Annotated in this window: 23 protein-coding genes; 12 read left to right on the top strand and 11 right to left on the bottom strand. The window is 63.2% G+C overall.

What is annotated here, in order from left to right; translation table 11 throughout:
* Positions 1–23: 23 nt before the first annotated feature.
* Positions 24–1,502: an alkaline phosphatase family protein gene (locus tag N0D28_RS12605; protein ID WP_260559856.1), complete on the bottom strand. Its 1,479-nt coding sequence runs from the start codon at positions 1,500–1,502 to the stop codon at positions 24–26.
* A gap of 60 nt (positions 1,503–1,562) precedes the next feature.
* Between N0D28_RS12605 and N0D28_RS12600 the strand changes: the two genes are divergently transcribed.
* Positions 1,563–2,517 (top strand): IS630 family transposase gene (locus tag N0D28_RS12600; RefSeq protein ID WP_260559855.1). Its coding sequence is split into 2 segments (ribosomal slippage): positions 1,563–1,913 and positions 1,915–2,517, totalling 954 coding nucleotides; the frame shifts between segments, so codons are not numbered across the junction.
* A 133-nt stretch (positions 2,518–2,650) separates the two neighbouring features.
* Here N0D28_RS12600 and N0D28_RS12595 read toward each other — a convergent pair.
* From N0D28_RS12595 to N0D28_RS12580, 4 genes are read right to left on the bottom strand one after another with little or no spacing between them, the layout of a single operon-like run.
* Entirely contained in the window at positions 2,651–5,287 is a 2,637-nt protein-coding gene (locus N0D28_RS12595; RefSeq protein ID WP_260559854.1) for an FtsX-like permease family protein, read from the bottom strand.
* On the bottom strand, positions 5,284–6,009 hold the full coding sequence (locus N0D28_RS12590) for an ABC transporter ATP-binding protein (protein WP_260559853.1): 726 nt from the start codon (positions 6,007–6,009) through the stop codon (positions 5,284–5,286). Before N0D28_RS12590 ends, N0D28_RS12595 begins: the two co-directional genes overlap by 4 nt.
* Positions 6,002–6,658, bottom strand: a complete 657-nt coding sequence (locus N0D28_RS12585; RefSeq protein WP_260559852.1) for an ABC transporter ATP-binding protein — start codon at positions 6,656–6,658, stop codon at positions 6,002–6,004. Before N0D28_RS12585 ends, N0D28_RS12590 begins: the two co-directional genes overlap by 8 nt.
* 5 nt (positions 6,659–6,663) lie before the next feature.
* Positions 6,664–7,245: a hypothetical protein gene (locus N0D28_RS12580; RefSeq protein ID WP_260559851.1), complete on the bottom strand. Its 582-nt coding sequence runs from the start codon at positions 7,243–7,245 to the stop codon at positions 6,664–6,666.
* Between the two features lie 247 nt (positions 7,246–7,492).
* On the opposite strand from N0D28_RS12580, the gene N0D28_RS12575 reads away from it, so the two are divergent.
* Together N0D28_RS12575 and N0D28_RS12570 are read left to right on the top strand one after the other, a co-directional pair.
* Positions 7,493–8,791 (top strand): Nramp family divalent metal transporter, encoded by a 1,299-nt coding sequence (locus N0D28_RS12575; RefSeq protein WP_260559850.1) that lies wholly within the window; start codon positions 7,493–7,495, stop codon positions 8,789–8,791.
* Positions 8,792–8,833: 42 nt separating this feature from the next.
* A complete protein-coding gene (locus N0D28_RS12570) occupies positions 8,834–10,117 on the top strand; it encodes an ArsB/NhaD family transporter (protein WP_260559849.1) in 1,284 nt (427 codons plus the stop codon).
* A 148-nt stretch (positions 10,118–10,265) separates the two neighbouring features.
* On the opposite strand, the gene N0D28_RS12565 is transcribed toward N0D28_RS12570, so the two are convergent.
* Positions 10,266–10,703 (bottom strand): cupin domain-containing protein, encoded by a 438-nt coding sequence (locus tag N0D28_RS12565; RefSeq protein ID WP_260559848.1) that lies wholly within the window; start codon positions 10,701–10,703, stop codon positions 10,266–10,268.
* A 435-nt stretch (positions 10,704–11,138) separates the two neighbouring features.
* Here N0D28_RS12565 and N0D28_RS12560 point away from each other — a divergent pair, with 435 nt between their 5' ends.
* Positions 11,139–12,704, top strand: a complete 1,566-nt coding sequence (locus N0D28_RS12560; RefSeq protein WP_260559847.1) for a molybdopterin-dependent oxidoreductase — start codon at positions 11,139–11,141, stop codon at positions 12,702–12,704.
* 46 nt (positions 12,705–12,750) lie between these two features.
* Here the strand turns inward: N0D28_RS12560 and N0D28_RS12555 are convergent, their stop codons facing one another.
* On the bottom strand, positions 12,751–13,887 hold the full coding sequence (locus N0D28_RS12555) for a polysaccharide deacetylase family protein (RefSeq protein WP_260559846.1): 1,137 nt from the start codon (positions 13,885–13,887) through the stop codon (positions 12,751–12,753).
* A gap of 135 nt (positions 13,888–14,022) precedes the next feature.
* Here N0D28_RS12555 and N0D28_RS12550 point away from each other — a divergent pair, with 135 nt between their 5' ends.
* The 4 genes from N0D28_RS12550 to N0D28_RS12535 all read left to right on the top strand — a co-directional run bounded on the left by N0D28_RS12550 (position 14,023) and on the right by N0D28_RS12535 (position 16,153).
* Positions 14,023–14,541 (top strand): alpha/beta hydrolase family protein, encoded by a 519-nt coding sequence (locus N0D28_RS12550; RefSeq protein ID WP_260559845.1) that lies wholly within the window; start codon positions 14,023–14,025, stop codon positions 14,539–14,541.
* Positions 14,499–14,843 (top strand): hypothetical protein, encoded by a 345-nt coding sequence (locus tag N0D28_RS12545; RefSeq protein WP_260559844.1) that lies wholly within the window; start codon positions 14,499–14,501, stop codon positions 14,841–14,843. Before N0D28_RS12550 ends, N0D28_RS12545 begins: the two co-directional genes overlap by 43 nt.
* Before the next feature lie 125 nt (positions 14,844–14,968).
* Positions 14,969–15,448 (top strand): cupredoxin domain-containing protein, encoded by a 480-nt coding sequence (locus N0D28_RS12540; RefSeq protein WP_260559843.1) that lies wholly within the window; start codon positions 14,969–14,971, stop codon positions 15,446–15,448.
* A 168-nt stretch (positions 15,449–15,616) separates the two neighbouring features.
* Positions 15,617–16,153, top strand: coding sequence for a Dps family protein (locus N0D28_RS12535; protein WP_260559842.1), 537 nt, complete (start codon positions 15,617–15,619; stop codon positions 16,151–16,153).
* Positions 16,154–16,220: 67 nt separating this feature from the next.
* Here the strand turns inward: N0D28_RS12535 and N0D28_RS12530 are convergent, their stop codons facing one another.
* Both N0D28_RS12530 and N0D28_RS12525 read right to left on the bottom strand, forming a co-directional pair.
* Positions 16,221–17,507, bottom strand: coding sequence for a HAMP domain-containing sensor histidine kinase (locus tag N0D28_RS12530; protein WP_260559841.1), 1,287 nt, complete (start codon positions 17,505–17,507; stop codon positions 16,221–16,223).
* Positions 17,504–18,181 carry a response regulator transcription factor gene (locus N0D28_RS12525; RefSeq protein WP_260559840.1) on the bottom strand — a complete coding sequence of 226 codons (678 nt, stop codon included), beginning with the start codon at positions 18,179–18,181 and terminating at the stop codon, positions 17,504–17,506. The genes N0D28_RS12530 and N0D28_RS12525 overlap by 4 nt, the downstream gene beginning before the upstream one ends.
* A 137-nt stretch (positions 18,182–18,318) precedes the next feature.
* Here N0D28_RS12525 and N0D28_RS12520 point away from each other — a divergent pair, with 137 nt between their 5' ends.
* The 4 genes from N0D28_RS12520 to N0D28_RS12505 are packed head-to-tail and all read left to right on the top strand — an operon-like array spanning position 18,319 to position 20,155.
* Positions 18,319–18,912: a ferric reductase-like transmembrane domain-containing protein gene (locus N0D28_RS12520; protein WP_260559839.1), complete on the top strand. Its 594-nt coding sequence runs from the start codon at positions 18,319–18,321 to the stop codon at positions 18,910–18,912.
* Positions 18,913–18,942: 30 nt separating this feature from the next.
* Entirely contained in the window at positions 18,943–19,446 is a 504-nt protein-coding gene (locus N0D28_RS12515; protein ID WP_260559838.1) for a Rieske 2Fe-2S domain-containing protein, read from the top strand.
* A 46-nt stretch (positions 19,447–19,492) separates the two neighbouring features.
* Positions 19,493–19,807, top strand: coding sequence for a hypothetical protein (locus tag N0D28_RS12510; RefSeq protein ID WP_260559837.1), 315 nt, complete (start codon positions 19,493–19,495; stop codon positions 19,805–19,807).
* A complete protein-coding gene (locus N0D28_RS12505) occupies positions 19,808–20,155 on the top strand; it encodes a hypothetical protein (protein WP_260559836.1) in 348 nt (115 codons plus the stop codon).
* 14 nt (positions 20,156–20,169) lie between these two features.
* On the opposite strand, the gene N0D28_RS12500 is transcribed toward N0D28_RS12505, so the two are convergent.
* Together N0D28_RS12500 and N0D28_RS12495 are read right to left on the bottom strand one after the other, a co-directional pair.
* Positions 20,170–20,370, bottom strand: a complete 201-nt coding sequence (locus N0D28_RS12500; RefSeq protein ID WP_260559835.1) for a hypothetical protein — start codon at positions 20,368–20,370, stop codon at positions 20,170–20,172.
* A complete protein-coding gene (locus N0D28_RS12495; protein ID WP_260559834.1) occupies positions 20,367–21,122 on the bottom strand; it encodes a COG4280 domain-containing protein in 756 nt (251 codons plus the stop codon). Before N0D28_RS12495 ends, N0D28_RS12500 begins: the two co-directional genes overlap by 4 nt.
* Positions 21,123–21,236: the final 114 nt, after the last annotated feature.

Below are 21,236 nucleotides of genomic sequence, written 5' to 3'. Positions count from 1 at the left end.
TTTCAACAGAGAGGGTTCGTTGATTATTTGAGCGGCAAGGCAGCGGTATGTTCCTGCACCACGGCCTGGAGGGCTTGTGGACTGAGGCCAAGGGCCTGCAAGACTGTGGGGGCCACCTGGGTGGTGCTGACCGGCGTGCTGATGGTGGCCTGGCTCAGGTTGGGCGCACTGACGAGCAGTGCCACGTGGGTGTCGTCCTCGGAGAAGCCGCCGTGCTCAGCGGTTTTGGTGGCCGAGGGCTTGGTGTAGATCACGCCCAGGCGCGGAACGACGATCAGATCTGGCACGCGCGGGTCCTTGGCCGGATCGCCGAACATCGCCTGGAGCGCCTGGCCGACCAGCACGTGGTCAATGCCCAGGGTGTCTTTCTGGGTATTGAGGGCGTCGGCCACTGCCTGAGCGTTGCCGCCCTTGAGCCACACCAGACCCACCGTATCGGTGGTGAGCTGCGCCAGCGTCCCTGGTTTGGTCGCCGCCGCAATGGCCGAGGCCAGTGCTTTGCTGTCCACGATCCGCCGCAATGCCGGATCAATCGGGGACTGCCCATGTTTGGCCGTCACCACGATCAGGGTGCTACCGGCCAGATGGTGCGCTTTAAGGGACGCTTCCATCTGGCCCAGCGAGGTGTCCACGAAATCCAGCGCCGCTGCCACATCGGGGGTCGGGGTGGCCGCCGCGTCGAGGTAGCCTTTGGTCTTCTGGGCCACGCTGAGCGCCTGAAAGTTCATACCCAGTATGGCGGGCACACTGGCGGCCTTACCGGTGCTGCTCAGGCCGCCCAGCTCGTTCAGCACGGCCTTGACCTTGAGGGCGTCGTAGGCGGCAGTCTGGCCTTCGCTGTCGGTCACGCCGCCCGCATTGATTTCTGGCGTGTAGAGGTCGTCCACCCCTGTGCCGCTGGGGCCGTTGACCAGATCGTAGGCCGGGTGCTTGTCGGCCCAGGCGGTATTCAGGCCCGCTGCGCGCGCCACCTCGAAGATGGTGTTGACGCGCAGGGCGCTGTGTGGGTAGACCGGTGAGCAGTTGTGGGCCGGATCGCGCGGCAGCTTGGCCGGGTCAATCCCGCCGCCGCTGCCGAGCGCGTCGGGGTTGCGGTCGATGCTCTCGTCGTAGACCAACTCGGTGCCGGGCGTCTGGCAATCGCTGCCGGGCGCGGCCAGAGTGCGGTCATAGCTGTCGTCGTAGTAGACGCCGGTGCTTTTGGGTGTGCCGCCCGTGACGAGCGCCAGCAAGCCGGGAAACGAGTCGGCAGGGGCAGGAGAGTGCGCCGCCGTGAACGTCAGCCCGTGCGCCGAGAGCTGCGCCAGGCTGGAGGTCAGGTGGGTCTGCACGTAGCGGCTCAAATCCTGCTGGTGCAGGCCATCGACGCTGATCAGCAGGACATGCTGGTAAGAGGGGGACTGTGCCGCTGGAGGTTGTGCCGCTGAAGTCTGGGCCAACGCCGCGCCGACCAGGCCGAGGGACAGGCCCGCGCCCAGCATCACTGCTCTGGTAAGTTTCACGCGGCAAACTTAGGCTTGACATGTCAGCGCGATGTCTAGAGCATTTGCCATAATAAATTCGTGAATACAGCCGGGGTACGTGGGTACAGCTTGGAGCTTCGGACTCGGATTGTCGCGCTGGTCCTGGGCGGCGCTTCGCCGAACGAAGCGGCAAAGCACTTTTCTGTGCATGTCGACACGGTCAAAAGCTATCTGGAGCGGCATCGCCAGAACACTCTGCACGTCGTGGCTCGGCCGACGGGTCGTCACCGCACGGTGACGACCCACCATGAGCAACAGCTCTTAGCGCAGCTTGAAACACACCAAGACGCGACCCTGCAAGAGCACGCGGACCTGCTGGAAGCCGCCACCGGGCTGAGGGTCAGTTTCAAAACAGTCGACCGGGTGTTTCGCCGTCACAAGATCACCCATAAAAAAAACGCTGGTCGCCAGAGAACGCTGTGAGGAACGACGTAAGCAGTTCCTCAATGACCTTGCACCCTATCTCCAACGTCCTGAGCGTCTGGTGTTTCTCGACGAGAGCGGCTTTCACATCGCGATGACGCGGAGGTATGGGCGTGCCCCCAGCCATGAGCGTGCCGTTGATCAAGTGCCGAGAAATCATGGGCGAAATCAAACCTTGATCTGCGCACTGAGCTTGGCCGGGCCGCAAGCCGCCATCGTGATCGATGGCGCTTTGGATGGGGCAACGTTCGAGTGGTACGTCAGAGACATCCTCTGCCCCACACTTCAAAAGGGACAGGTCGTGGTGCTGGACAACCTCTCCTCGCACCACCGAGCGTCCATTCGGACGCTCATCGAAGCCCAGGGCTGCGAGATGCTGTTCACCTCACCGTACAGTCCAGATTTCAACCCGATTGAGCTGATGTTCTCCAAAATGAAAGCCCTGGTGCGCGGTGGTGCCTGGCGGGTCGTCCAAGATCTTCTCAACGCCATTGGCAACGCCCTGGACGCCGTGAAGCGGTTAGAGATCGAACACTGGTTTAAACACGCCCATCCCCAGATTCTATTGTGACAAATGCTCTAGGCCGCGTCAGCCGACGGTATAACCTTGCTGGAACCTGTACAGAAGGAGCTGTGAGGGTGCTGAACTGGGAAAGGGCCACCCCAACCGGCAGCCCCTCGTCGCTGTGCTCACCTCGCTCTGGTCACGACGCCCGCAGCACTTCCGTCATCCGCCGCGCCGAGGCCGCCCGTGCCCAGCGCAGTGCCAGCCAGGTACTCAGGCCCGCCGAGATCAGCAGTGCCGTGAGGTACGCCCAGGGGAGCAGTAAGACTTCCGGCGGCGGATCGAAGACGCCCTGAAGCAGCTTGATCAACGTTTGCGCCACGCCGAGTCCCAGCACCAGCCCGAACGTCCCACCCAGGCCGACGACGACCAGCGCTTCACCCGACAAAAACGCGCCGAGCTGCGACGCCTTCGCGCCGAGGGCACTCAGCACGGTGAAGGTGCGCCGCCGCTCACTGAGGCCCAGTGCCAGTACCAGGCCGGTAGAGGCGGCCAGCAGGAGGGCCGCGAAGGCCAGTTCTATTCTCGACAGGCCCGCCAGATTCACAGCCGTCAGACCTGAGGCGATCTTGCCGCGCACCGCCGCCAGATCAGTGACCTGAATGCCGGGCACGCCGCTGAGCAGTTGCTGTGCTCCACTGACCACCGTTTGCGGATTGCCACTGATTTGAAGTAAGGCGACTTCCGCCACCGGATTGCCGGTCATCTGCGCCACGTAGCTGGCATTGGCGACCAGAAACGAATCCTTGGGGGCGGTGGGAAACTCACGCACCACGCCCGCCAAACTGAACGGCACCACGCTGTATTGATGCGTTTTGGCATTCAGCAGGCGCAGCTTGAGGGTGTCGCCCAGCGAGAGCTGATAGTCGTTGACCGTTTCCTGCGAGACGAAAATGGCGTTCGGGGTGGACTTGAGCTTGTCCAGCGCCTGCGTGGCCGTGATGTCCTTGAAATAGCTGTCAGCGAGGCGACTGACATCGGTGAAGTGGGCCGCATCAATGCCGTAGATGTCCTGCAAGTCCGCGCCCACGTAAGCGAAACGGTGAATCAGCGGCTGGGTCTTGACCACGCCCGGCAGTTTTTGCAAGTCGGCCAGATGTGGCCCTGCAGGGTTGTTGGCGTTGCCCGTCACGGTCACGTCCGATCCGTTGGTCAGCACCGCGTCCACCCGCGCTTGATCGTTGTAGGTGGCGTTGAAGATGGATGTGGAGACTGCGAACGCGCCTGCCAGCGACACCAGCGCTGCGCCACGTAGCAGCAGGGGCCGCTGACGTTCCAGTGCTGAGGCGACGGTGGCCGAGAGATTGCCGCCGAATGGCCGCAGCAGACCCGTCAGGCGGCCTTTTCCCAGCAGCCAACCCAGCAGGCGCAAGCCCAGTAAGGTTCCGCCCAGCCACAGGGCCAGCGGAGCCACGAAGGCTTCGAGTTGAATGCTGGCCTTGGTGACGCCCTCGGGAGCCAGCACCAGTTGATAACCGCCCGCCGCGCTGCGCCAGAACTCGGCGGCGGCGACGACCAGCAAGATCAAGTCAAGATACAGGCGCTGCCACAACGGAACGCCAACCCGACCCACCGCCTGCCGTTGGGCCGCCACGGTGGACGAGCGCACCGCGCGGTAAGTCGGCAGCAGCACTGCCAAGAGCGCCAGCGACAATCCTGCCAGCACCGGCAGCAGGTACGCCAGCCAACCACCTGACAACCCGCCGGTGAGCAGCGGCGAGAGGGCCACAAACAATCCCAGTCCCAAGACTGTGCCCACCAAGCCCACTGTCAGCGCTTCCGCCGCGCCGAGCTGCACGATCAGGCGCTCAGATGCGCCGCGTACCCGAAGGAGGGCCGCTTCATGTTGCCGCTGCGCTGCGCTCGCGCCCGCCACACTGAGGGTCAAGGTCGCGGCCAGGATCGCGCCGGGCAGCCCCAGAAACAAGAACAGCGCCTGGGCGTAGAGGGCATTTTCACGCGCTCCGTCCAGGGTGACGCCCAGCGTGTCGCCGACCACCGCGCCGCCGGACAGCCGCGCCTCCACGTTGTTGGCGAGTGAGCCGACCAGCGCGAAGGCCAGGCCCGGATCGCTGGGCAAGACGGTCGCCAGCCGGACGTGAAGCTCGGTCTTGACCGTGTCGGGCCGCGCCAGACGCTGCGGCGCAAAGAGTTGGTCAAATTGAGCCTGAGGCAGCAGCAGCACGTTATCCGGCGGAGCCTGCGGCGCAAGGCCCTTGGGTGCGCCCACCGCCTGAAACAGCGAATCGGCCTGCGGTAAATCCACCACACCCGCCACCGTCACCGGCACACTGGCAGCTCCGTATCGCCCCACGTTGATAATGTCGCCCACCGCCGCGTGCAGGTTGGCCGCCGTCTGCTGCGAGATCACCACGCCGTCTGCTGATCCGATCAGCGGGCGAATCTCGGAAGGAAAGGCCGCGCGGTAACCGTCTGGAAGGCCCAGCACCTTGCCTGCGCCCGTCGTTTGCACCGTGCCGCCGGTGCGTGAGGTGAAGCTGGCCACGTCGGCGTACTCCACGGGCAGCAAAGTCTTGACGGCGGTGGCGGCTTTGATGGCCTGCTCGGCGGCGGCGGGCGTGGTGTTCTGGCCCAGCAGGACCTGCCAGTCGACCGGCACCGAGGCGGCGGCGCGGCGGGTCATGTTGGCGTTGCCGGACGCGATGAAGCTCAGCAGCAGCGCCAGAAACGCCACCGTGAGCATGATGCCGGTGGCTGCGCCCCACAGTCTCAGGGGCCGTTCTCTCCGCAGGCCGCGCAACCATAAACTGATCATGGGAGTTCCTCCAGAATGCCGTCTTTCATGCGCCAGACGGTCTTCAGGCGGCGGGCCACCGTTTCGTCATGGGTGGCCATTACCAGCGCCGTGTCAGGGCCGAGAGCGGCAAGCAGCACGTCCATTAAATGCTGGGCGGTCTGCGAGTCGAGCTGCCCGGTGGGTTCGTCGGCCAGAATCAGTTGCGGGTTGGTCACCAGGGCGCGGGCCACCGCCACCCGCTGCGCCTGCCCGCCGGAGAGTTCTTCGGGTAACTGCTGCGCAACCGACAGGAGATCCAGTGTCTCCAGGGCGTCGGCGGCCCGTTGGCGGGCGTCATCCGGGGCCGCACCGAGCAGCAGCAGTGGCAAGGCCACGTTTTCCAGCGCCGTGAGCGGAGGCATCAAGCTCTGCGCCTGAAACACGAACGCCACTTTGCTGGGCCGCAGATCAGCAGAATCACCCAGCGCGGGCCAGCTCAGTTCGCCGCCCGTTGGCTGATCCAGGCCGCCCAGCAGATGCAGCAGGGTACTCTTGCCGCTGCCGGACAATCCCAGCAGGGCAATGCTGTCGCCGGGGAAAATGCGGAGGCTGGCTCGCTTGAGGGCCGCCACGTTGCCGTATTCGCGGCTGAGATTCTGGGCCATCACCAGCGCGACTTCGCCCCGGCGCGTTTCAGCGGCTTGGGGCCAGACCTGCGCGGATTCAAAGGTCAGGCGCTCGATTCGTTCAGACTCAGGCATCTTGCCACCGCCCGTCTTGAATCCGCAGCACCCGGTCGGCTTGCTCGGCCAGTCTGGGACTGTGGGTGGCGATCACCGCAGCGCTCTGATTTCGACGAACAAAGTCCTTGATCACCGCGATCACCTGCTGCTCGGTCTGGGCATCCACCTCAGCCGTGGGTTCGTCGGCCAGCAGCACGCGGGGGTGGTGGGCCAGTGCAGCAGCTAGTGAAGCGCGGGCCGTTTCGCCGCCGGAAAGCTGCGCGGGAAAAGCATGTAAGCGCTCGGCGAGGCCCAACTGAGTCAGAAGTTTGATGGCCCCGTCTTCGTCCGGCTTACCGTTCAAGCGGCCTGTCAGCGTCACGTTGTCCAGCACATTCAGATGAGCGATGAGATTGCCGCCCTGAAGCATCACGCCCAGATGCTCGGCCCTGAGCGCCGCCCGTACCCGTTCGGGTTGGCGCGATAAAGTTCGCCCATTGACGCTCACCACGCCGCCGTCGGGATCGTCCAGGCCCGCCAGACACGCCAGCAAGGTGCTTTTGCCGCTGCCAGATTTGCCGAGGAGCACCGTCAGCTCGCCGGGCCGCACGTCTAGACTCACGCCCCTCAGGGCGCGGGTTTCCTCGTCACCCACATGGTAGAAGCGGTAGAGATCGGCGGCTTCCATGACGCTCACTTCCACCTTAAGGAGCGCGACATCTGCCGCCAGGCGTCCACGTTGTCCGACCCCTTGGGCGCGGAGAAGCGCAACTGAACTTGCTGCCCGGCGTGATTGAGAACGTACAGATCGTTTTCCAGGAGCGCCGCCTTGCCGGTCACGGCGTTGGGCGCGGACAGGGAATCAAAGCTGGCGAGAATGGCTGGCCCCGCCGGAAGCTTGAGCGCCTTGACCATATTGATCTTGACACCAGACTCCGTGCTCGCCAGCGCCTTGAGGGTGTCCGCGCGGACGCTGCTGACACTGGGCGCGGCCTTGCTGGGCGTCACCGTCACCTTAACCTCACCAAGTTTGGAGAGAAACGACACGTCACTGCCGTTGACGGTGCGTGCCCAACCTTCGGGCGCGTCAACGGTGTAATTGCCCACCGTATTGTGGTACGGCACGAACGCCTGATTGTCGGGAATATCGCCCACCGGATGCACTTCTGGAGCCATCTGCGAGGTGGGTGAGGCGGTAGGCGTCTGGGCAAAGGCGAAGCTGCCCACCAGAGCGGCTGAAATGAAGACGTGTTTGAACGGGTTGAATTTGAACATAGTTGACCTCCGTGGCTCCGAAGGTAGGCCAGGGCGGTATAACCCCGGTATAATGACAATTCAGTTTGAATCTGATAAAGGACAGCGGCAACAATAGAGAGCCAAAGATCTGGCGAATTCAACTTCAACGAGACGTTATGTCAACTTTTTAGATTGATATTATCGAAAAGTCGACAAACCGGCTTCGGTTTGATTTCTAACGTCTTCTCCTCTACCTCGCCTCAAGCTTGAGTTTATTGGAAGATCAATGACCGAAGCGCCCCCTTCGCTGCCTGAGCCTGAACGCCGTGAACAAAAACATAACCTGCTCAAAGCCCTCGGACCTGGCCTTATCACTGGGGCCAGCGACGACGATCCGAGCGGCATTGCCACCTACTCGCAGGTCGGGGCGCAGTTCGGCTACGGCCTGCTGTGGGCGATGCTCTTTTCTTACCCTCTGATGGCCACCATTCAGGAAATCAGTGGCCGCCTGGGCCGCGTGACCGGACACGGCATCGCCGGAAACATGCGCCGCGCTTACGCGCCGGTGTGGCTGTGGCTTGTCACGGCGCTGCTGATTATCGCCAACGTCATCAATCTGGGGGCCGATATCGGCGCAATGGGCGAAGCGGTGCGGCTTCTGGTTGGCGGCCCGGCCCTGCTCTACGCGGCCCTGTTCGCCGTGCTGTCGGTGCTGCTGCAAGTCTTCGTGCCCTACAGCCGCTACGCCCAGATCCTCAAATGGCTGTCAGCCTCGCTCCTGGCCTACGTCGCCACCGTATTCGTGGTGCATGTGCCGTGGGGTCAGGCGCTGCGGGCCACGCTCCTGCCGCACTTCAGTGTCGGCGCGTCATCGATTCAGGCGCTGGTCGCTGTGCTGGGCACCACCATCAGTCCTTACCTGTTTTTCTGGCAGGCGTCCGAGGAAGTTTCCGACATGGACACCCATGTCCTCGAGCATCCCCTCAAAGAAGACCCGCAGGAAGCCCGTGAGCAATTCAGGCGCATTCGCAGCGATACGTTCATCGGTATGGCCTTTTCCAATCTGGTGGCCTTTTTCATTATTCTGACGGCAGCAGTGGTGCTGCACGCACACGGCCAGACTGATATCCAGACCGCCTCGCAGGCCGCTGAGGCGCTGCGCCCCATTGCCGGGCGCTTTGCCTTCATTCTGTTTGCGGCGGGTCTGGTCGGTACCGGGTTGCTGGCCTTGCCGGTGCTGGCCGGGTCGGCGGGCTACGCGCTGGGTGAGGCGCTGAGGTGGCCGGTGGGTCTGGAACGCAAGCTTTATCAGGCCAGAGGCTTCTACGCCATCATCGCGCTATCGACGCTGCTCGGACTTGGACTGGTACTGGTGCACATCGACCCGATCAAAGCGCTCTATTACTCGGCGATCATCAACGGCGTAGCGGCGGCTCCGGTGATGCTGCTGCTGATGTTGATCACGGCCAACAAGGGGGTTATGGGCGAATTCACGGTGAAGGGCTGGCTGCGGGGGCTGGGCTGGCTGGGCACCGGCGTGATGGCCCTGGCCGCCGCCGCCATGTTCGCCACGCTGGGAAAATGATGGGCCGACGACGTCTTTCCTCTGGGCGCTTACACTGACCCGGTGACCTTGCTCGCCGCTCTCGCCGTGTTCGCCGCGACTTTGTTTCTGGTGATCGTTCGTCCCTTCAAGCTCAATATCGCGCTGGGGGCCGGGCTGGGTGCGGCAGCGGCGCTGCTGCTGGGGCTGGTGCACTGGCATGACGTCTGGGTGGTCTGGCAGGCCACCTGGAACGCCACCTTCACCCTGATCGCCCTGATTATTCTCAGTTTGCTGCTGAGCGAGGCAGGCCTCTTCCGCTTCACGGCGCTGCATCTGGCGCGGTGGGCAGGGGGAAGCATGGGTCGGCTGTTCGTGCTGCTGATCCTGTTTGGGGCGGTGCTGGCCGCCCTCCTCGCCAATGACGGCGCAGTCCTGATCCTGACGCCGATTGCGCTGGAGCTGTGCGAGCTACTTCATTTGAAACGCCCCGCTGGGCTGGCCCTGCTGTTTGCCACCGGCTTTATTGTGGACGCGGCGAGCTTGCCGCTGATTACCTCCAACCTCACCAATATCATCAGCGCCGATCAGTTCAAGCTGAAGTTCGCCGCCTACGCTGCCGTGATGGGGCCGGTGGATCTGGCAGCCGTAACGGCGGGGCTGGCGGCGCTGTGGTGGCGCTTTCACAAGGCGTTGCCCGCCCGCTACGCGGTGGAGGACCTGCCTGCGCCCAGGTCGGCCCTCAACGACGTGGTGGTCTGCGGGGTGGGCACGGGTCTGCTGGCTGTGCTGCTGATCAGCTTTTTTCTTGCGCCGCGCTGGGGAATTCCCGAAAGTCTGCCTGCCTTGACGGCGGCGGCGGCGCTGCTCCTCACCGCCTGGGCGCGGCGGCGTCCAGCGGGGGCGGTGCTGCGGAAGGCTCCCTGGTCGGTGGTGGGGTTTTCGCTGGGCATGTACCTGGTGGTTTACGGCTTACGCAATGCCGGAGTCACCAGCGCGGCGGGGACAGTGTTTGCGGCGCTGTGGGAACGGGGGGCCTGGACGCTGGCCTACGGCCTCGGCGGACTGATGGCGCTGGCGTCCGCCCTATCCAACAACCTTCCAGCCCTGCTGATCGGAGGGCTGGGTATCGAGCAGGCCAGATTGCCGCCCCATGCCGAGACCCTCGCGGTCTACGCCAATATCGTGGCGGTCAATGTCGGCTCCAAGCTGACGCCGCTGGGGAGCCTGGCGACGCTGCTGTGGCTGAGCCTGCTCTCGGCGCGGAAGTGGCAGGTGTCCTGGGGCGAGTATGTGCGCCTGGCCTGGGCCGTGACCCTGCCGACCTTGCTGCTGACCCTGGGCGCGTTGGTGCTGCTGCGGCCCTAAGGGGCCAATGGACCCACTGTTGTGACAGTATAGCCCCGCTCACCACCTTGAGGAGATCGGGCAGGGCCAAAAGCCGTGTTACCGAGGTCATGTTGTCGTGAAGCGAATGAATACCGCTGGACCGAAAAACACCTTGAAAGTGCAGCTCTCAAGTCTGTTCGGGAGCCTGCACTGTCTCCACCTGTCGTTCACGCTCAAGGCCAACAGGGCTGGTGTGCGTGACCAGCTCAGCAATGGTGATCAAGAGAGCGCTGTCTTCCAGCGCCATCACGGCGTGGGAGACGTGGGCGGGCAACGTGACCAGTTCATGTGGGCCGAGGTCAAGCTGCGTGCCCTGAGCTGTGAAAGCGGCGCGGCCATCGAGCACCAGGACGCTGATCGGGCCAGGAGCGGTGTGCTCTGGCAAACCTGTGCCCGCCTTCAGAACCATCAGCAGGAGTGTGAAACCCGGATCACGCACCAGCGTGAGTGAGTCGCGTCCGTACTTGGACAGGGGCACGTCGTCGCGGAGGCGGGCAATTTGACCGGTGAGGTCATAGCGGTTGAGGGCAATGGGTTGCGGGCGATCCAGTCGTCCTTCAGACATAACGGCCTCCCTGGCTCTCCCCCTACCTTACCTGAGAGTTGACGTGCTGACCTTGGCCATGCACCTATCAAGTCTTCAAGCGGAGCACCCAGACCGCCAGGAACAAGCAGCGGCAGGCTGGGTCGTGACCGCTGGCCAGTCGTTTCTGGCAGCACGAACGACCTGCCCACTCCTGCCTTCTTTCCCTGACTTCTCACACCCGTCAGATGTAGGTTCAGGCTGTCAGGGTGGTGACCCAGCCACTTGAGGAGCCGCCCAGTAAGTCAGGACGCCGTCACTGCTCTGCGTGGGCCTGCCCGGTGAAAACTTAAAACAATGAGCGGCTGGCCCTGGGGGGATGGAATGATCCATTCAGCACCTCCACGGGAAAACAAGGTTCATTACCCCCCAGATCGCCGCCCAGGACTATGGATCCGGCCAACCCTGCTGCTTGGCGTGACAACAGTGGTACTGCTGCCGATCATCATCGCCTGGATTCAGTACGGGCTTTTCGGTCTGCCTGCTGTGGCTGACCCGGTTCGCACTTTTCCCGGCTCGTCCGGCTTCCCGCTCTGGCTGCGGACCGCTCACTACATTAGCTTCGTGTTGACACTGCTGCTGATCCGCAGCGGACTGTCGATTCTGGCCGATCACCCTCGCCTGTACAGCCACCAGGACTGCACCCCCGGCTCGGAGTGGATTCGCTTCACGCCACTGACAGTGCCCACTGACCGCCTCTGGACGGCCAAAGACGACGCCCGCTACATCTCGCCGCTGTGGAGCCTGCCGGGTTACCGCCACACCATCGGCGTGGCCCGGCACTGGCATTTTCTCTCGGTGCTGTTCTGGGTGCTGACGGGAGTGATCTACGTCGTGCTGCTGTTCGTGCAGGGCCACTGGGCACGGCTGGTACCGACCTACTGGGGTATCCTTCCTGAATCCTGGAAGATCTTCGTTCATTACGCGACCTTCCACCTGCCCGCCGAACCGGACGGCTTTTATGCGTACCAGGCCTTGCAGCAGCTCGCCTATTTTGCCGTCGTATTCGTGATGGCTCCGCTGTCCATCCTGAGCGGGCTGGCCATGTCACCCGCGCTGGACGGCCGCTTTTCCTGGTATCCGCGTTTGTTCGGCGGGCGGCAGGGGGCCAGGTCACTGCATTTCCTGTTGATGGTCGGCTTCTCGGTGTTTCTGGTGATCCACATTGTTCTGGTCGCCACCACTGGTTTTGTGCAGAATATGAACCATATCGTCATGGGTACTGATACTGGTGGCCCTGCCGGATGGATGCTGGGCCTGATCGGCATCGCCGCCGCTCTTGGCGTTTTGTTTGCGGCCTACTGGGTGTCGTGGCACCGTCCGCGTGCGCTGCAACTCGCGGCCCGGCGCACTGTCGGCACATTGACCCTGCGGACACTTGACCCCTTGACACCCAGTGCTGAATTTACCCGCGCCGACATCTCGCCGCACTTCTGGTCAAACGGCAAGCTGCCGACTTCCGAGGACTGGCAGACGCTGCTGGCCGATGATTTTCAGAATTTTAAGCTGCGAATATCGGGCCTGGTGGACCATCCAGTCGAACTCTCACTCGGCGAGATCATGGCGCTGGGTCAAGAAAACCACATCACGCTGCACCACTGCATCCAGGGCTGGTCCGGCGTGGCCGAATGGGGCGGCCTCTCCATGAGCGCCCTGATCGAACTGGTGCAACCCCGGCCTGAAGCGAAGGTGATGGTGTTTCATTCGTTCGGTGAGGGGCTGTACGGCGGCGAATACTACGAGACGCTGTCGCTGAAAGACGCCCTGCACCCGCAATGTCTGCTGGCCTACGAGATGAACGGCGAGCGGCTGGGAGCCAACCACGGTGCGCCGCTGAGGTTGCGGGCCGAGAATCAACTGGGCTACAAGATGATCAAGTGGATCAGCAGCATCGAATTTGTCGTGAGCGAGAAGGAGGTGGGCCAGGGTTTTGGCGGCGCGAACGAGGATCACGAGTACTTTGACCTCGTGCCGAACATCTGAAGGCTGCGGCCCAGAGGACGAGATGTTCGGTAGCGCCCGCTTGTACTTAGCGTCCGAGTGCCCCCACCGTCGTCACTGTGTAACCCCGCTGTCTCGCCACCTTGAGCAGATCGGGCAGGGCCAGGAGTCCGTCCAGCGCGTTGTCATGCAGCAAAATAATTCCGCCAGGCCGCAAACGCTTCCCGAAACGGGCCTCGACGGTCTCGACGCCAGGATTTTGAAAGTCGCCTGGATCATCGGTCCAGAAGACGGTGGTGAGACCGAGTTGCCTGGCAATATTCAGCACGCGGGTGCTGTAGCGGCCGCCTGGGGGACGGAAATACAGCACGTTCTGGCCGCCGAGCTGAGTGAGGAGCGTGTTGGTGCTGCTGAGTTCTGTTTTGATCTGAAGGGTGCTGAGGCTGGGCAGCCGGACATGGTGGAAGGTATGGTTGGCGATCTCGAAGCCGCCGCGCACCAGATCCTGCACAAAATAAGGGTAGGCGACCGCGTTGCGCCCAATCAGGAAGAAGGTGGCTTTGACATCAGCACGGCGCAGCAAATCAAGCACCAATGGAAAGTACAGCGGGTGCGGCCCATCATCAAAGGTCAGGGCCACCTGCCGCCGTGACGAAGGCCCCTGAAACAGCAGCCCGCCGCGCACGCCGCCCCTGGCATGACTCAGTGACTGCTGCAACTGCTGCTTGAGTTGCTCAGCCCTGCTGCCGACAAATACCGGCACTTTCTCCAGCAGCTTGGCAGGCGGAGCAATCACTTCCGGCGTGTCGATCTGCGGGTTGATCCAGATGCGGTCGTATTGGTCGGTCTGGACGCTGGTCCGCACCGTCGCCAGGCGCTCACGTGGCACCGAGAGGGTGAGCAGCGGCAGCGGGCCACCGAAGCCCGCGTAGCCTTTGGCACGGTACACGCTGACATCCACCTCCAGTAGATCGGGTGCGGCGCGGTACGTGCGCTCAGCGGCCAGCAGCGCCAACTGGGTGGCCCGGCCATCGGTGGTCTGAGCGCCGGACAGCAAAATGATGGCGTGGGCAGCCCGAACAAAGCCGTTGCTGAGCACCTCCACGGTTTTTACTTCAGGGAGAGGTGGGGTGAGAGCGAGGGTCTGAAGGCGCGGAGCAGTCCGCGTGCCGGGCGCAACCGGTTGAATCTGGCCGGGAGCAGGTTGAGCGAGAGATGTACCCATCAGCAGGACCAATAAAGCCAGAAAACGGTGCATCCCTCACCCTAAACGCATTCGGTATAGAGGCGGTATAGGCCGTTCGAGCCTTTGTTCGCCGCTATACAGCAGCTTAACCATTGGCCTGTAGGATGAGGGGTCATGGCCAACTGCTTGTTCTCCCTTCTGGCTCTGGCTGCGCTGCTGGCCTGGACGCCGCTTCTGGACGCTCAAGCCAGGGCTGTGTGGCTCAGCGATAAAGACGGGCGGCAAACCTTGACCTTACCTGACCCTACAGGCGACGCACAGCTCATCGTTCCAAAGCAGTGCCAGGCCCGACCCTGCGCAGTGGTGATCGTCTCGCACGGGCGCGGCGGGCTGGCGAGCGACGGCATCCAGCACGCGCCATTTGACGCCTTGCTGGACGGCATTGACGCGCAGGGCTTTGTGCTGCTGCTCAGCAGCGACGGCGGTCCTAGCACCTGGGGCAACGCGGCAGCGCTGTCTTCCATCCAGCGCGCTTACAGAGCCGCCTTGCCACACTTCCGACATGATGGGCGGGTCTACACCCTGGGGATCTCAATGGGTGCTCTGCCCGCCACGCTCACCGCCGCACACTGGGGATTCCAGTCAGTGCAGTGGCACTGGTGGCCGGACGGGTCAACTTGCAAGACGCGGTGAGGTCATCGGTGAGCCGGGGCAAAAGTATTACCGACGCCTACGGCTCGGCGGCACTCAAGACATCTGATCCGGTCAATCATTTCCAGCACTTTATCGGCAGGCGCACGCCGCTGATGGTGGTGGTCAGCCCGCAGGACACGGTGGTCAGCAGCGTAAAGAATGGCGGTCGCCTGGCCCACCTGGCCCGCGCCGCTGGGGCCAGCGTCAAGGTGGTGCAAGTCAGCGGCCAGCACCTCACGCACGGCGACGTGAATGCCGAAGTGGGACGGCAGATCGGGGCGTTTTTCTTGCGGCACCGCTGAGCCGGGCCATTGACGTAACCCCGTCATAACCGCCTGCTTTTACTGTAGGAACCGGCTGTCCAGAGCAGCGCGGTCCGATTGGTTCGCACTTCAATTTCACTGGATGACCACTCCTGGAGTCCACCATGCAAGTTTCCTCTGCTCTCCTGATCTCCGCACTCCTTGGCACAGCGCTGGCTGCCCCTTCACCTGTTCAGACCAAGGGGCACGCCGTTACTCTCGATCTTATCGCTGGCCAAGGCAGCGCCAACGGCGGTATGAATTTCAATGGTGGGGCCAAAGGCAACCGCACCTTCACTGTGCCGCTGGGCAGTCAAGTCACGATCAAGTTTACGAATATGGGCACCCTGGCCCACAGTTTCGTGATTCGCAAAGGCGGGGCCGCTCCGACGGACGCTGATGCCACAGACGCGGTCTTTCCCGCCGCTTACGCGCCCGCCAGGGTTGAGGTGGGCATCAAATCTGGCATGCACCAGCAGGTCACGTTCACGGCCAAGCGAGCTGGCTCTTACTACATTGTCTGCGGTGTTCCGGGGCACGCGATGGCCGGACAGTACATCCGGCTCATGATCTCAAAAACAGCCAAGGTTGCCAGCTTCCAGTGAGCTGCTCTGGCCCGACTGCTGGCAGCTTCTTCAACCAGGTATTCACACAAGCTCCATGAAGTTGTCTCCATCCATTTCCATCTGTTGCCCTATGAAAGAGGAAGAACATAAGAGGTCGTGACCGAAGTCCAACACGTTCACCTTCTCGATTGTTCTTAGGAGAATCATATGACCCAGACCACCACCAAGACCGCTGCTTATCCTGCCCCTGACGCCCTGAAGACCCCCACCGACCTGAAGGCCGAAGGTGTTCAGAAGATCGTCGAAGCCATCAACCCGATCATCGCTGACGCCTACGCGGTCTACCTGAAGACCAAGAACTTCCACTGGCATCTGTCGGGCAGCCACTTCCGCGATTATCACCTGATGCTCGACGAGCAGGCCGATCAGCTCCTTGGCAGTACCGATCCGCTGGCCGAGCGTGTCCGCAAGCTGGGCGGCACCACACTGCGCTCCATCTCGCATATCTCTGGCCTCCAGACCGTACAGGACAACAACGCCGACTTTGTGGCTCCGCTGGACATGCTCCGTGAGCTGATGGCCGACAACCAGAGCATCGCCGCCAATATGCGAAAAGCGCATGAAGTGTGCGACGACGCCCGCGACTACGCCACCTCCAGCTTGCTGGAAGTGCTGATCGACGAGACCGAGCGCCGCACCTGGTTCTTGTTTGAAGCGGCGCAGGGCGGCGAACAGACCCGCTAAACCCGGAGTGCCTTGCAGGCAACCTTTCTTCAATGTTGCCCTGCACCATGACCGCTGAGGAGAACCATCACCTTGGCGGTTCTGCGTTGCCTTTGAGACTGGCCTGAAGGTTGGGCAAGTGCAGATTCACCGTTAAGCCATGAGGTGAAGTGGACGCCAGTTGCACCGTGCCGCCGTGAACCTCCGCGACGCGCTGCACGATGGCCAGGCCCAGGCCACTCCCGCTTTCACGGGTGCCGGGCACACGGTAAAAGGCCTCCATCAAGCGGGGCAGCGCTTCCGGCGGCACACCGGGGCCCGCGTCGCTGACCGACAAAACGATCTGCTGATTGGCGGCGGATAAGCCCACGGTGGCTGCCACTCCGGGCGCGTATTTATTGACGTTGATCAATAGATTGATCAGGACCTGACTGAGAAGGGCCTGACTTCCGGAAAACGGCAGGTGGGCCGGGCCGCAGTACGCCGCGCCGTGTTGCTGGGCCAGTGCACCGCCGATCTCGGCCAGGTCGAAGATCTCATGCTCGGCACTGTTCTCGCGGGAGAGCAGCAGCAGCGCCCCCGTCAGGGCGGTGAGCCGCTCGACTTGCTGGTCGACCGTCGCGATCAGTTCGGCGTCACTGATCCAGCCCTGGGCGTTGGCGTCCACCTGCGCCCGCAGCGCCGCAAGTGGCGTGCGGAACTCGTGGGAGGCGTGGCGCACGAATTCTGTTTCACGCTGCCGAAAGGCTGAAAGCCGCTGGAGCATGGTGTTGAAGCTGCGGGCCAGTCGGGCGATTTCGGCTTGACCTTGCGGCGCGTCCACCCGTTCATCCAGTTGCCCGGATTGCGCCACCCGTTCGGCGGCCCGCGAGAGATCACTGATGGGCCGCACCATGCTCCGGCTCACCAGCAGTGCCGCCGCCACACCCAGCAGCGACATCACCACCACCGACAAGGTGACGGTGGCCAGATAAGCAGCCAGGCCCTGATGGTAGGACCGCAGCGGAATACTGGCCTGCAAGAGTGTGCCCGCTCCCAGATCCGGCACTGCGAGTTGCTGGGTCAACCACTCGTCGCTGTGCTTGTCGTCGTCGCCGTGCTGGGTGGCGGTCTGGGGAAAGGGACCGCCGTATTCCTGAATCACCTTTTCACGCCGGATCAAGCGGGCGCGGATACCGTTCTCGTTGGGCAGGTAGGTCGGGGTGTCCCCTTCATTGCGGTCATGGGCCAGCGCGGCAAGGTAGGTACTCAGGTCGTTGCGCAGGGCCGCATTGGCGGTCTGGCGGAAGGTCAGGAAACCGAGGAACCCCTGAGCCAACAGTGCGCCCGTGACAATCAGAGCGATCAGCAGCGCCAGTCGGACGCCCAGCTTCATGAACGGCGCTCCAGATTCGCCAGGCCCAGTTGGTAGCCGCGCTGAACCGTCTGGATCACCTCGGGACTGAGTTTGGCCCGCAGATGATGAACGCAGACCTTCACCACGCCGGGGTCGCTGGCCCGCTCGCCCCAGACCATATCCAGCAGCTCCTCTGCCGAGAAAACCCGCCCAGGTGCGCGGGCCAGACGTTCCAGCACGTCGTATTCCCGCAGGCTCAGGGTCACAGTGCGGCCCTCCCAGTGGACCTGCCGCGCTGCCAGATCGAGCGACAGTGAACCGTAGCTCAGCAGATCGGTCTTGGCCTCGCTGACCCGCCGCAGCAGCGCCCGAACGCGGGACAGCAGTTCGGAGAGATGAAACGGCTTGGTCAGGTAGTCGTCGCCGCCGAGGTCCAGTCCCTCCAGGCGGTCGTTCAGGCTGTCGCGGGCCGTCAGGAACAGCAGGCTTCCCCGGTAATCCGCCGCCCGCATCTCACGGGCCAGCACAAATCCGCCGGATTCGTCTTCGGGGAGTTGCACATCCAGCACCGCCAGATCGGGCTCCAGGGTCAGCAGGGCGGCCCGCGCCTGGGTCAGATCAGCGGCGTACTTCACCGCGTAGCCTTGCGCGGCCAGTGCCCGCCGCAGCGGTAAGGCAATCGCCTCCTCGTCTTCCACCAGCAAGATCAGCACCCTGACCTCCGGCAATACCTGGCATATCTCTTCACCTGTTCAGCATGCGCGTTCGGGGTTACGGCGGAGTTAAGCATAACCAGACCGTAACCGACTCACCTTACGGTTGATCGCGTTAGGCCCTTCAAGGAGACGAGATGAAGAACTGGATTTTACGTTACTGGCTGCTGATTCTGGGTCTGCTGCCGTTGCCGCTCCTGGCGCTCCGGGCCTCTCAGAGCGGCGCGTTTGAGATCATCAACCCGGCAGGCACCCTTTCCACGCTGGCGTTTGTGGGCTGCCTGTCGTGCACCCCGCTGCATCTGCTGATTCGCCAGGCCTGGCTGCTCAAACTCAAGCGCCCTCTGGGGGTATTGGCCTTCGGCTACGGCGCGCTGCATTTTCTGGCCTACGCCGTGGATCTGGGCACCCTCCAGGACACCGTGACCGAAACCCTCCGTAGGCCCTCGTATGTGTGGGGTACGGCTGCCCTGCTGGTGATGCTGCCGCTGGCCCTGACCTCCAACAAAGCGGCCATGAAGCTGCTCAAGCGCAACTGGAAGCGCCTTCAGCAAGCCTCGTATGCGGTGGTGGGCCTGCTGATCGCCCATTTGCTGCTGCTGCCGCATATCAAAGCCGAGTACCAACTCTTCGCCCTGGTCTTGCTGGCGGGGCTGCTGCTGCGCCTCCCGCCCGTGCGCCGCCTGCTGAACCAACGCCCGCTCACCTTCAAGTTGCCGACCCGCAACTGAAGTGCAGATGTGCCGTTAAGGAGAAAAGAGATGTCCAAGTCTTCACAGACCGACCAGACACCGGAAGCTGACCTGGGCCGCCGCGACGCCCTGCGCGTGATCGGCTGCCTGTTGTGCGCCGCTGCCGTGCCCGGCGTCTGGTCGCAGGCTCAGGCCCAGTCGCTGGGTGCGCCCCTCAACATTCTCAAGCCTGCTGAGACGCTGGCCGCTGACGGGTTCAAGCTGATGTCGGTGGCGGGTGATCCGGCGATTCTGTATGCCAGCAAAACGCCGGTAGCGGGCGGTGTACAGCGGGGTCAGGTCTGGCTGACCGTCTATTCCCGGATCTGTTCGCACCGCAGCACCGTCGTGATAGGTCCGCCGCGAAATCAGGTCATGACCTGCCCCAAACATCATCAGGCTTACGATCTCGCCACTGGGCAGCCGACTGGATACGTCCACCGTACTTCAGACCCGCTGGCCCAGTACAGTCTTCAGGTGAGGCCCGATCAGTCCGTCTGGATCACTGGAATGATTCGCCCGCAAGCAGGCTGAAATGCGCTTGACCACTGCTCTACCGCCTCGGCGCAGACTGCGCGGCATGAAGACATTGACTCAATTTCGTTGGATTCAGGTGCAGCAGTGGCGGCGCGAGATGCGGCTACGGCAAGTGGTATTCGGTGCTCAGATGCAGCGCGAGATCGTTCGTGCCGGCGGGCAGTTTGATGTCCCCGCCACCCTGATCGCCAGCATCCTGGCCGACGAGCGCACCCGATTGGACACCGCCGATCATGTCCAGAATGCCCTGATGCGGCTGAGTCTGCTTCTTCCCGCCTGGGCCGAGCGTCCCCTGCTGCACGCTTTAGAACGCTTGTGTGGCCGCCGCACGGAGAGTTTTAGCTTGGGCAGAGCATAGATGAAAAGCGGCACGCTGGCGCGGCTGGGCGCAGAAGGTTATCTGAAGGTGCCCGCCGATGCCCGCCAGGGCCGTCAGCTGCTCCTGAGCGACACTGAGCCCCCGCTCCTGGTCGCGGCTTGCCTGCGTTCTACCCTGGACCACTGGCAGCGCGGCGGCGTTGATCTCCTGAAGCGGCCCGCCGTCCTCGGCACGCTTTACAGCCTCGACTTGACTGGAAAGCGCGGTGTTCATGCCGATCCACAACCCTCGGCACGGGGAAAGGCGATTGCCACCCATGCCGAGCGCCTGTCCCGTCTATCTCAAGGTGTCTTCGGCAGTTCCGGCGGTCAACTGCTTGCCGTTTAAAGACGCAATTTCGCTCAGCGCGAGCGGCGTGCCACCCGCCAGACACTCAAACCCAAAAAGGCCAGCACGACCAGCGGCAGGATGATCCAGGCAAGGCCCTGTCCAGCCAGCACGGCGGTCAGGGCCAGGGCGGCCACCACGGCTGCGGCCACCCGCCAGTCGTCGCCCACCACGAAGTCATACCAGAACCGCAAAAATCCCAGAACGGCGTTCATACTTGCACCTCTTTTCTGCCGAGCTGTCCCTGCTTTTCGCGCCGCAGCGCCGCGACCAGAACCCATGAAACCAGTGCGTACACGACCAGAATCACGGGAATGGCCGCGTCACCGCCCGGCCAGATGGCCCCAGCTCCTTCTGCGGCCCAGAAGGTGCCGAACGTGGAGAGCAGCAGGCCCACCGCGAACTTGAGGGTATTTTCTGGCACCTGGCTGAGCGGGCGGTGCAGCAGCACACCTGCCGCCAGCACCACGATCAAGGCTGCCGCCGCGCCGAGGATCGCCAGGTCCAGCCGCCCAGCGCTGGCCCCGAACGTCACCACGATAAAGGCCACTTCCAGGCCCTCCAGCAGCACGCTCTTGAATGCGAGCGTGAAAGCGTACCAGTCCAGCCCCGCCCGCAGGTCCTGACCCTGACGGCGGGCGGCTTCGGATTCCTCGGCGAAAGTCGCGTCCTCGTCGTGCAGAGCCTTGAAGCCGCTGGAACGCAGGACGGCCTTGCGCCACCACTGAATGCCGAAGATCAGCAGCAGGCCCCCAACGATCAGGCGCAGCGTCCCCAGCGGGATACGTGCCAGCAGCGGGCCGAACAGCGCCACGATCAGGGCCAGCACCACGAGGGCCGCGCCGGTGCCGATCAGCGCCGAGCGCCAGCCCCGCGTCAGTCCGACGGCCAGCACGATGGTCAGCGCCTCCACCATTTCCACACTGGAAGCCAGAAAGGCGGCCAATATCAAAAATGCTCCATTCATAGACGTACCTCAGCATCAGGCTAGAGCGGCATTACTGGTTTCAGGATGAACCGCCAGAGAGGTCGGCAACGTGAATCTTGACGGTGTCGGGGAGCAGCAAAGTGAAGCTGCCCA

This window comes from Deinococcus rubellus, from assembly GCF_025244745.1.
In the GTDB taxonomy this organism is placed as follows: domain Bacteria; phylum Deinococcota; class Deinococci; order Deinococcales; family Deinococcaceae; genus Deinococcus; species Deinococcus rubellus.
Note: the sequence above shows the minus strand (reverse complement) of the source record. Positions and strands in the feature narration are given on the sequence as shown.

Excerpts from the sequence above, each read along its gene's own strand:
- N0D28_RS12595 (WP_260559854.1), bottom strand. The coding sequence starts at position 5,287 with ATGATCAGTTTATGGTTGCGCGGCCTGCGGAGAGAACGGCCCCTGAGA.
- N0D28_RS12590 (WP_260559853.1), bottom strand. The coding sequence starts at position 6,009 with ATGCCTGAGTCTGAACGAATCGAGCGCCTGACCTTTGAATCCGCGCAG.
- N0D28_RS12585 (WP_260559852.1), bottom strand. The coding sequence starts at position 6,658 with ATGGAAGCCGCCGATCTCTACCGCTTCTACCATGTGGGTGACGAGGAA.
- N0D28_RS12580 (WP_260559851.1), bottom strand. The coding sequence starts at position 7,245 with ATGTTCAAATTCAACCCGTTCAAACACGTCTTCATTTCAGCCGCTCTG.
- N0D28_RS12575 (WP_260559850.1), top strand. The coding sequence starts at position 7,493 with ATGACCGAAGCGCCCCCTTCGCTGCCTGAGCCTGAACGCCGTGAACAA.
- N0D28_RS12565 (WP_260559848.1), bottom strand. The coding sequence starts at position 10,703 with ATGTCTGAAGGACGACTGGATCGCCCGCAACCCATTGCCCTCAACCGC.
- N0D28_RS12555 (WP_260559846.1), bottom strand. The coding sequence starts at position 13,887 with ATGGGTACATCTCTCGCTCAACCTGCTCCCGGCCAGATTCAACCGGTT.
- N0D28_RS12550 (WP_260559845.1), top strand. The coding sequence starts at position 14,023 with ATGGCCAACTGCTTGTTCTCCCTTCTGGCTCTGGCTGCGCTGCTGGCC.
- N0D28_RS12540 (WP_260559843.1), top strand. The coding sequence starts at position 14,969 with ATGCAAGTTTCCTCTGCTCTCCTGATCTCCGCACTCCTTGGCACAGCG.
- N0D28_RS12535 (WP_260559842.1), top strand. The coding sequence starts at position 15,617 with ATGACCCAGACCACCACCAAGACCGCTGCTTATCCTGCCCCTGACGCC.
- N0D28_RS12530 (WP_260559841.1), bottom strand. The coding sequence starts at position 17,507 with ATGAAGCTGGGCGTCCGACTGGCGCTGCTGATCGCTCTGATTGTCACG.
- N0D28_RS12520 (WP_260559839.1), top strand. The coding sequence starts at position 18,319 with ATGAAGAACTGGATTTTACGTTACTGGCTGCTGATTCTGGGTCTGCTG.
- N0D28_RS12515 (WP_260559838.1), top strand. The coding sequence starts at position 18,943 with ATGTCCAAGTCTTCACAGACCGACCAGACACCGGAAGCTGACCTGGGC.
- N0D28_RS12510 (WP_260559837.1), top strand. The coding sequence starts at position 19,493 with ATGAAGACATTGACTCAATTTCGTTGGATTCAGGTGCAGCAGTGGCGG.
- N0D28_RS12505 (WP_260559836.1), top strand. The coding sequence starts at position 19,808 with ATGAAAAGCGGCACGCTGGCGCGGCTGGGCGCAGAAGGTTATCTGAAG.
- N0D28_RS12500 (WP_260559835.1), bottom strand. The coding sequence starts at position 20,370 with ATGAACGCCGTTCTGGGATTTTTGCGGTTCTGGTATGACTTCGTGGTG.
- N0D28_RS12495 (WP_260559834.1), bottom strand. The coding sequence starts at position 21,122 with ATGAATGGAGCATTTTTGATATTGGCCGCCTTTCTGGCTTCCAGTGTG.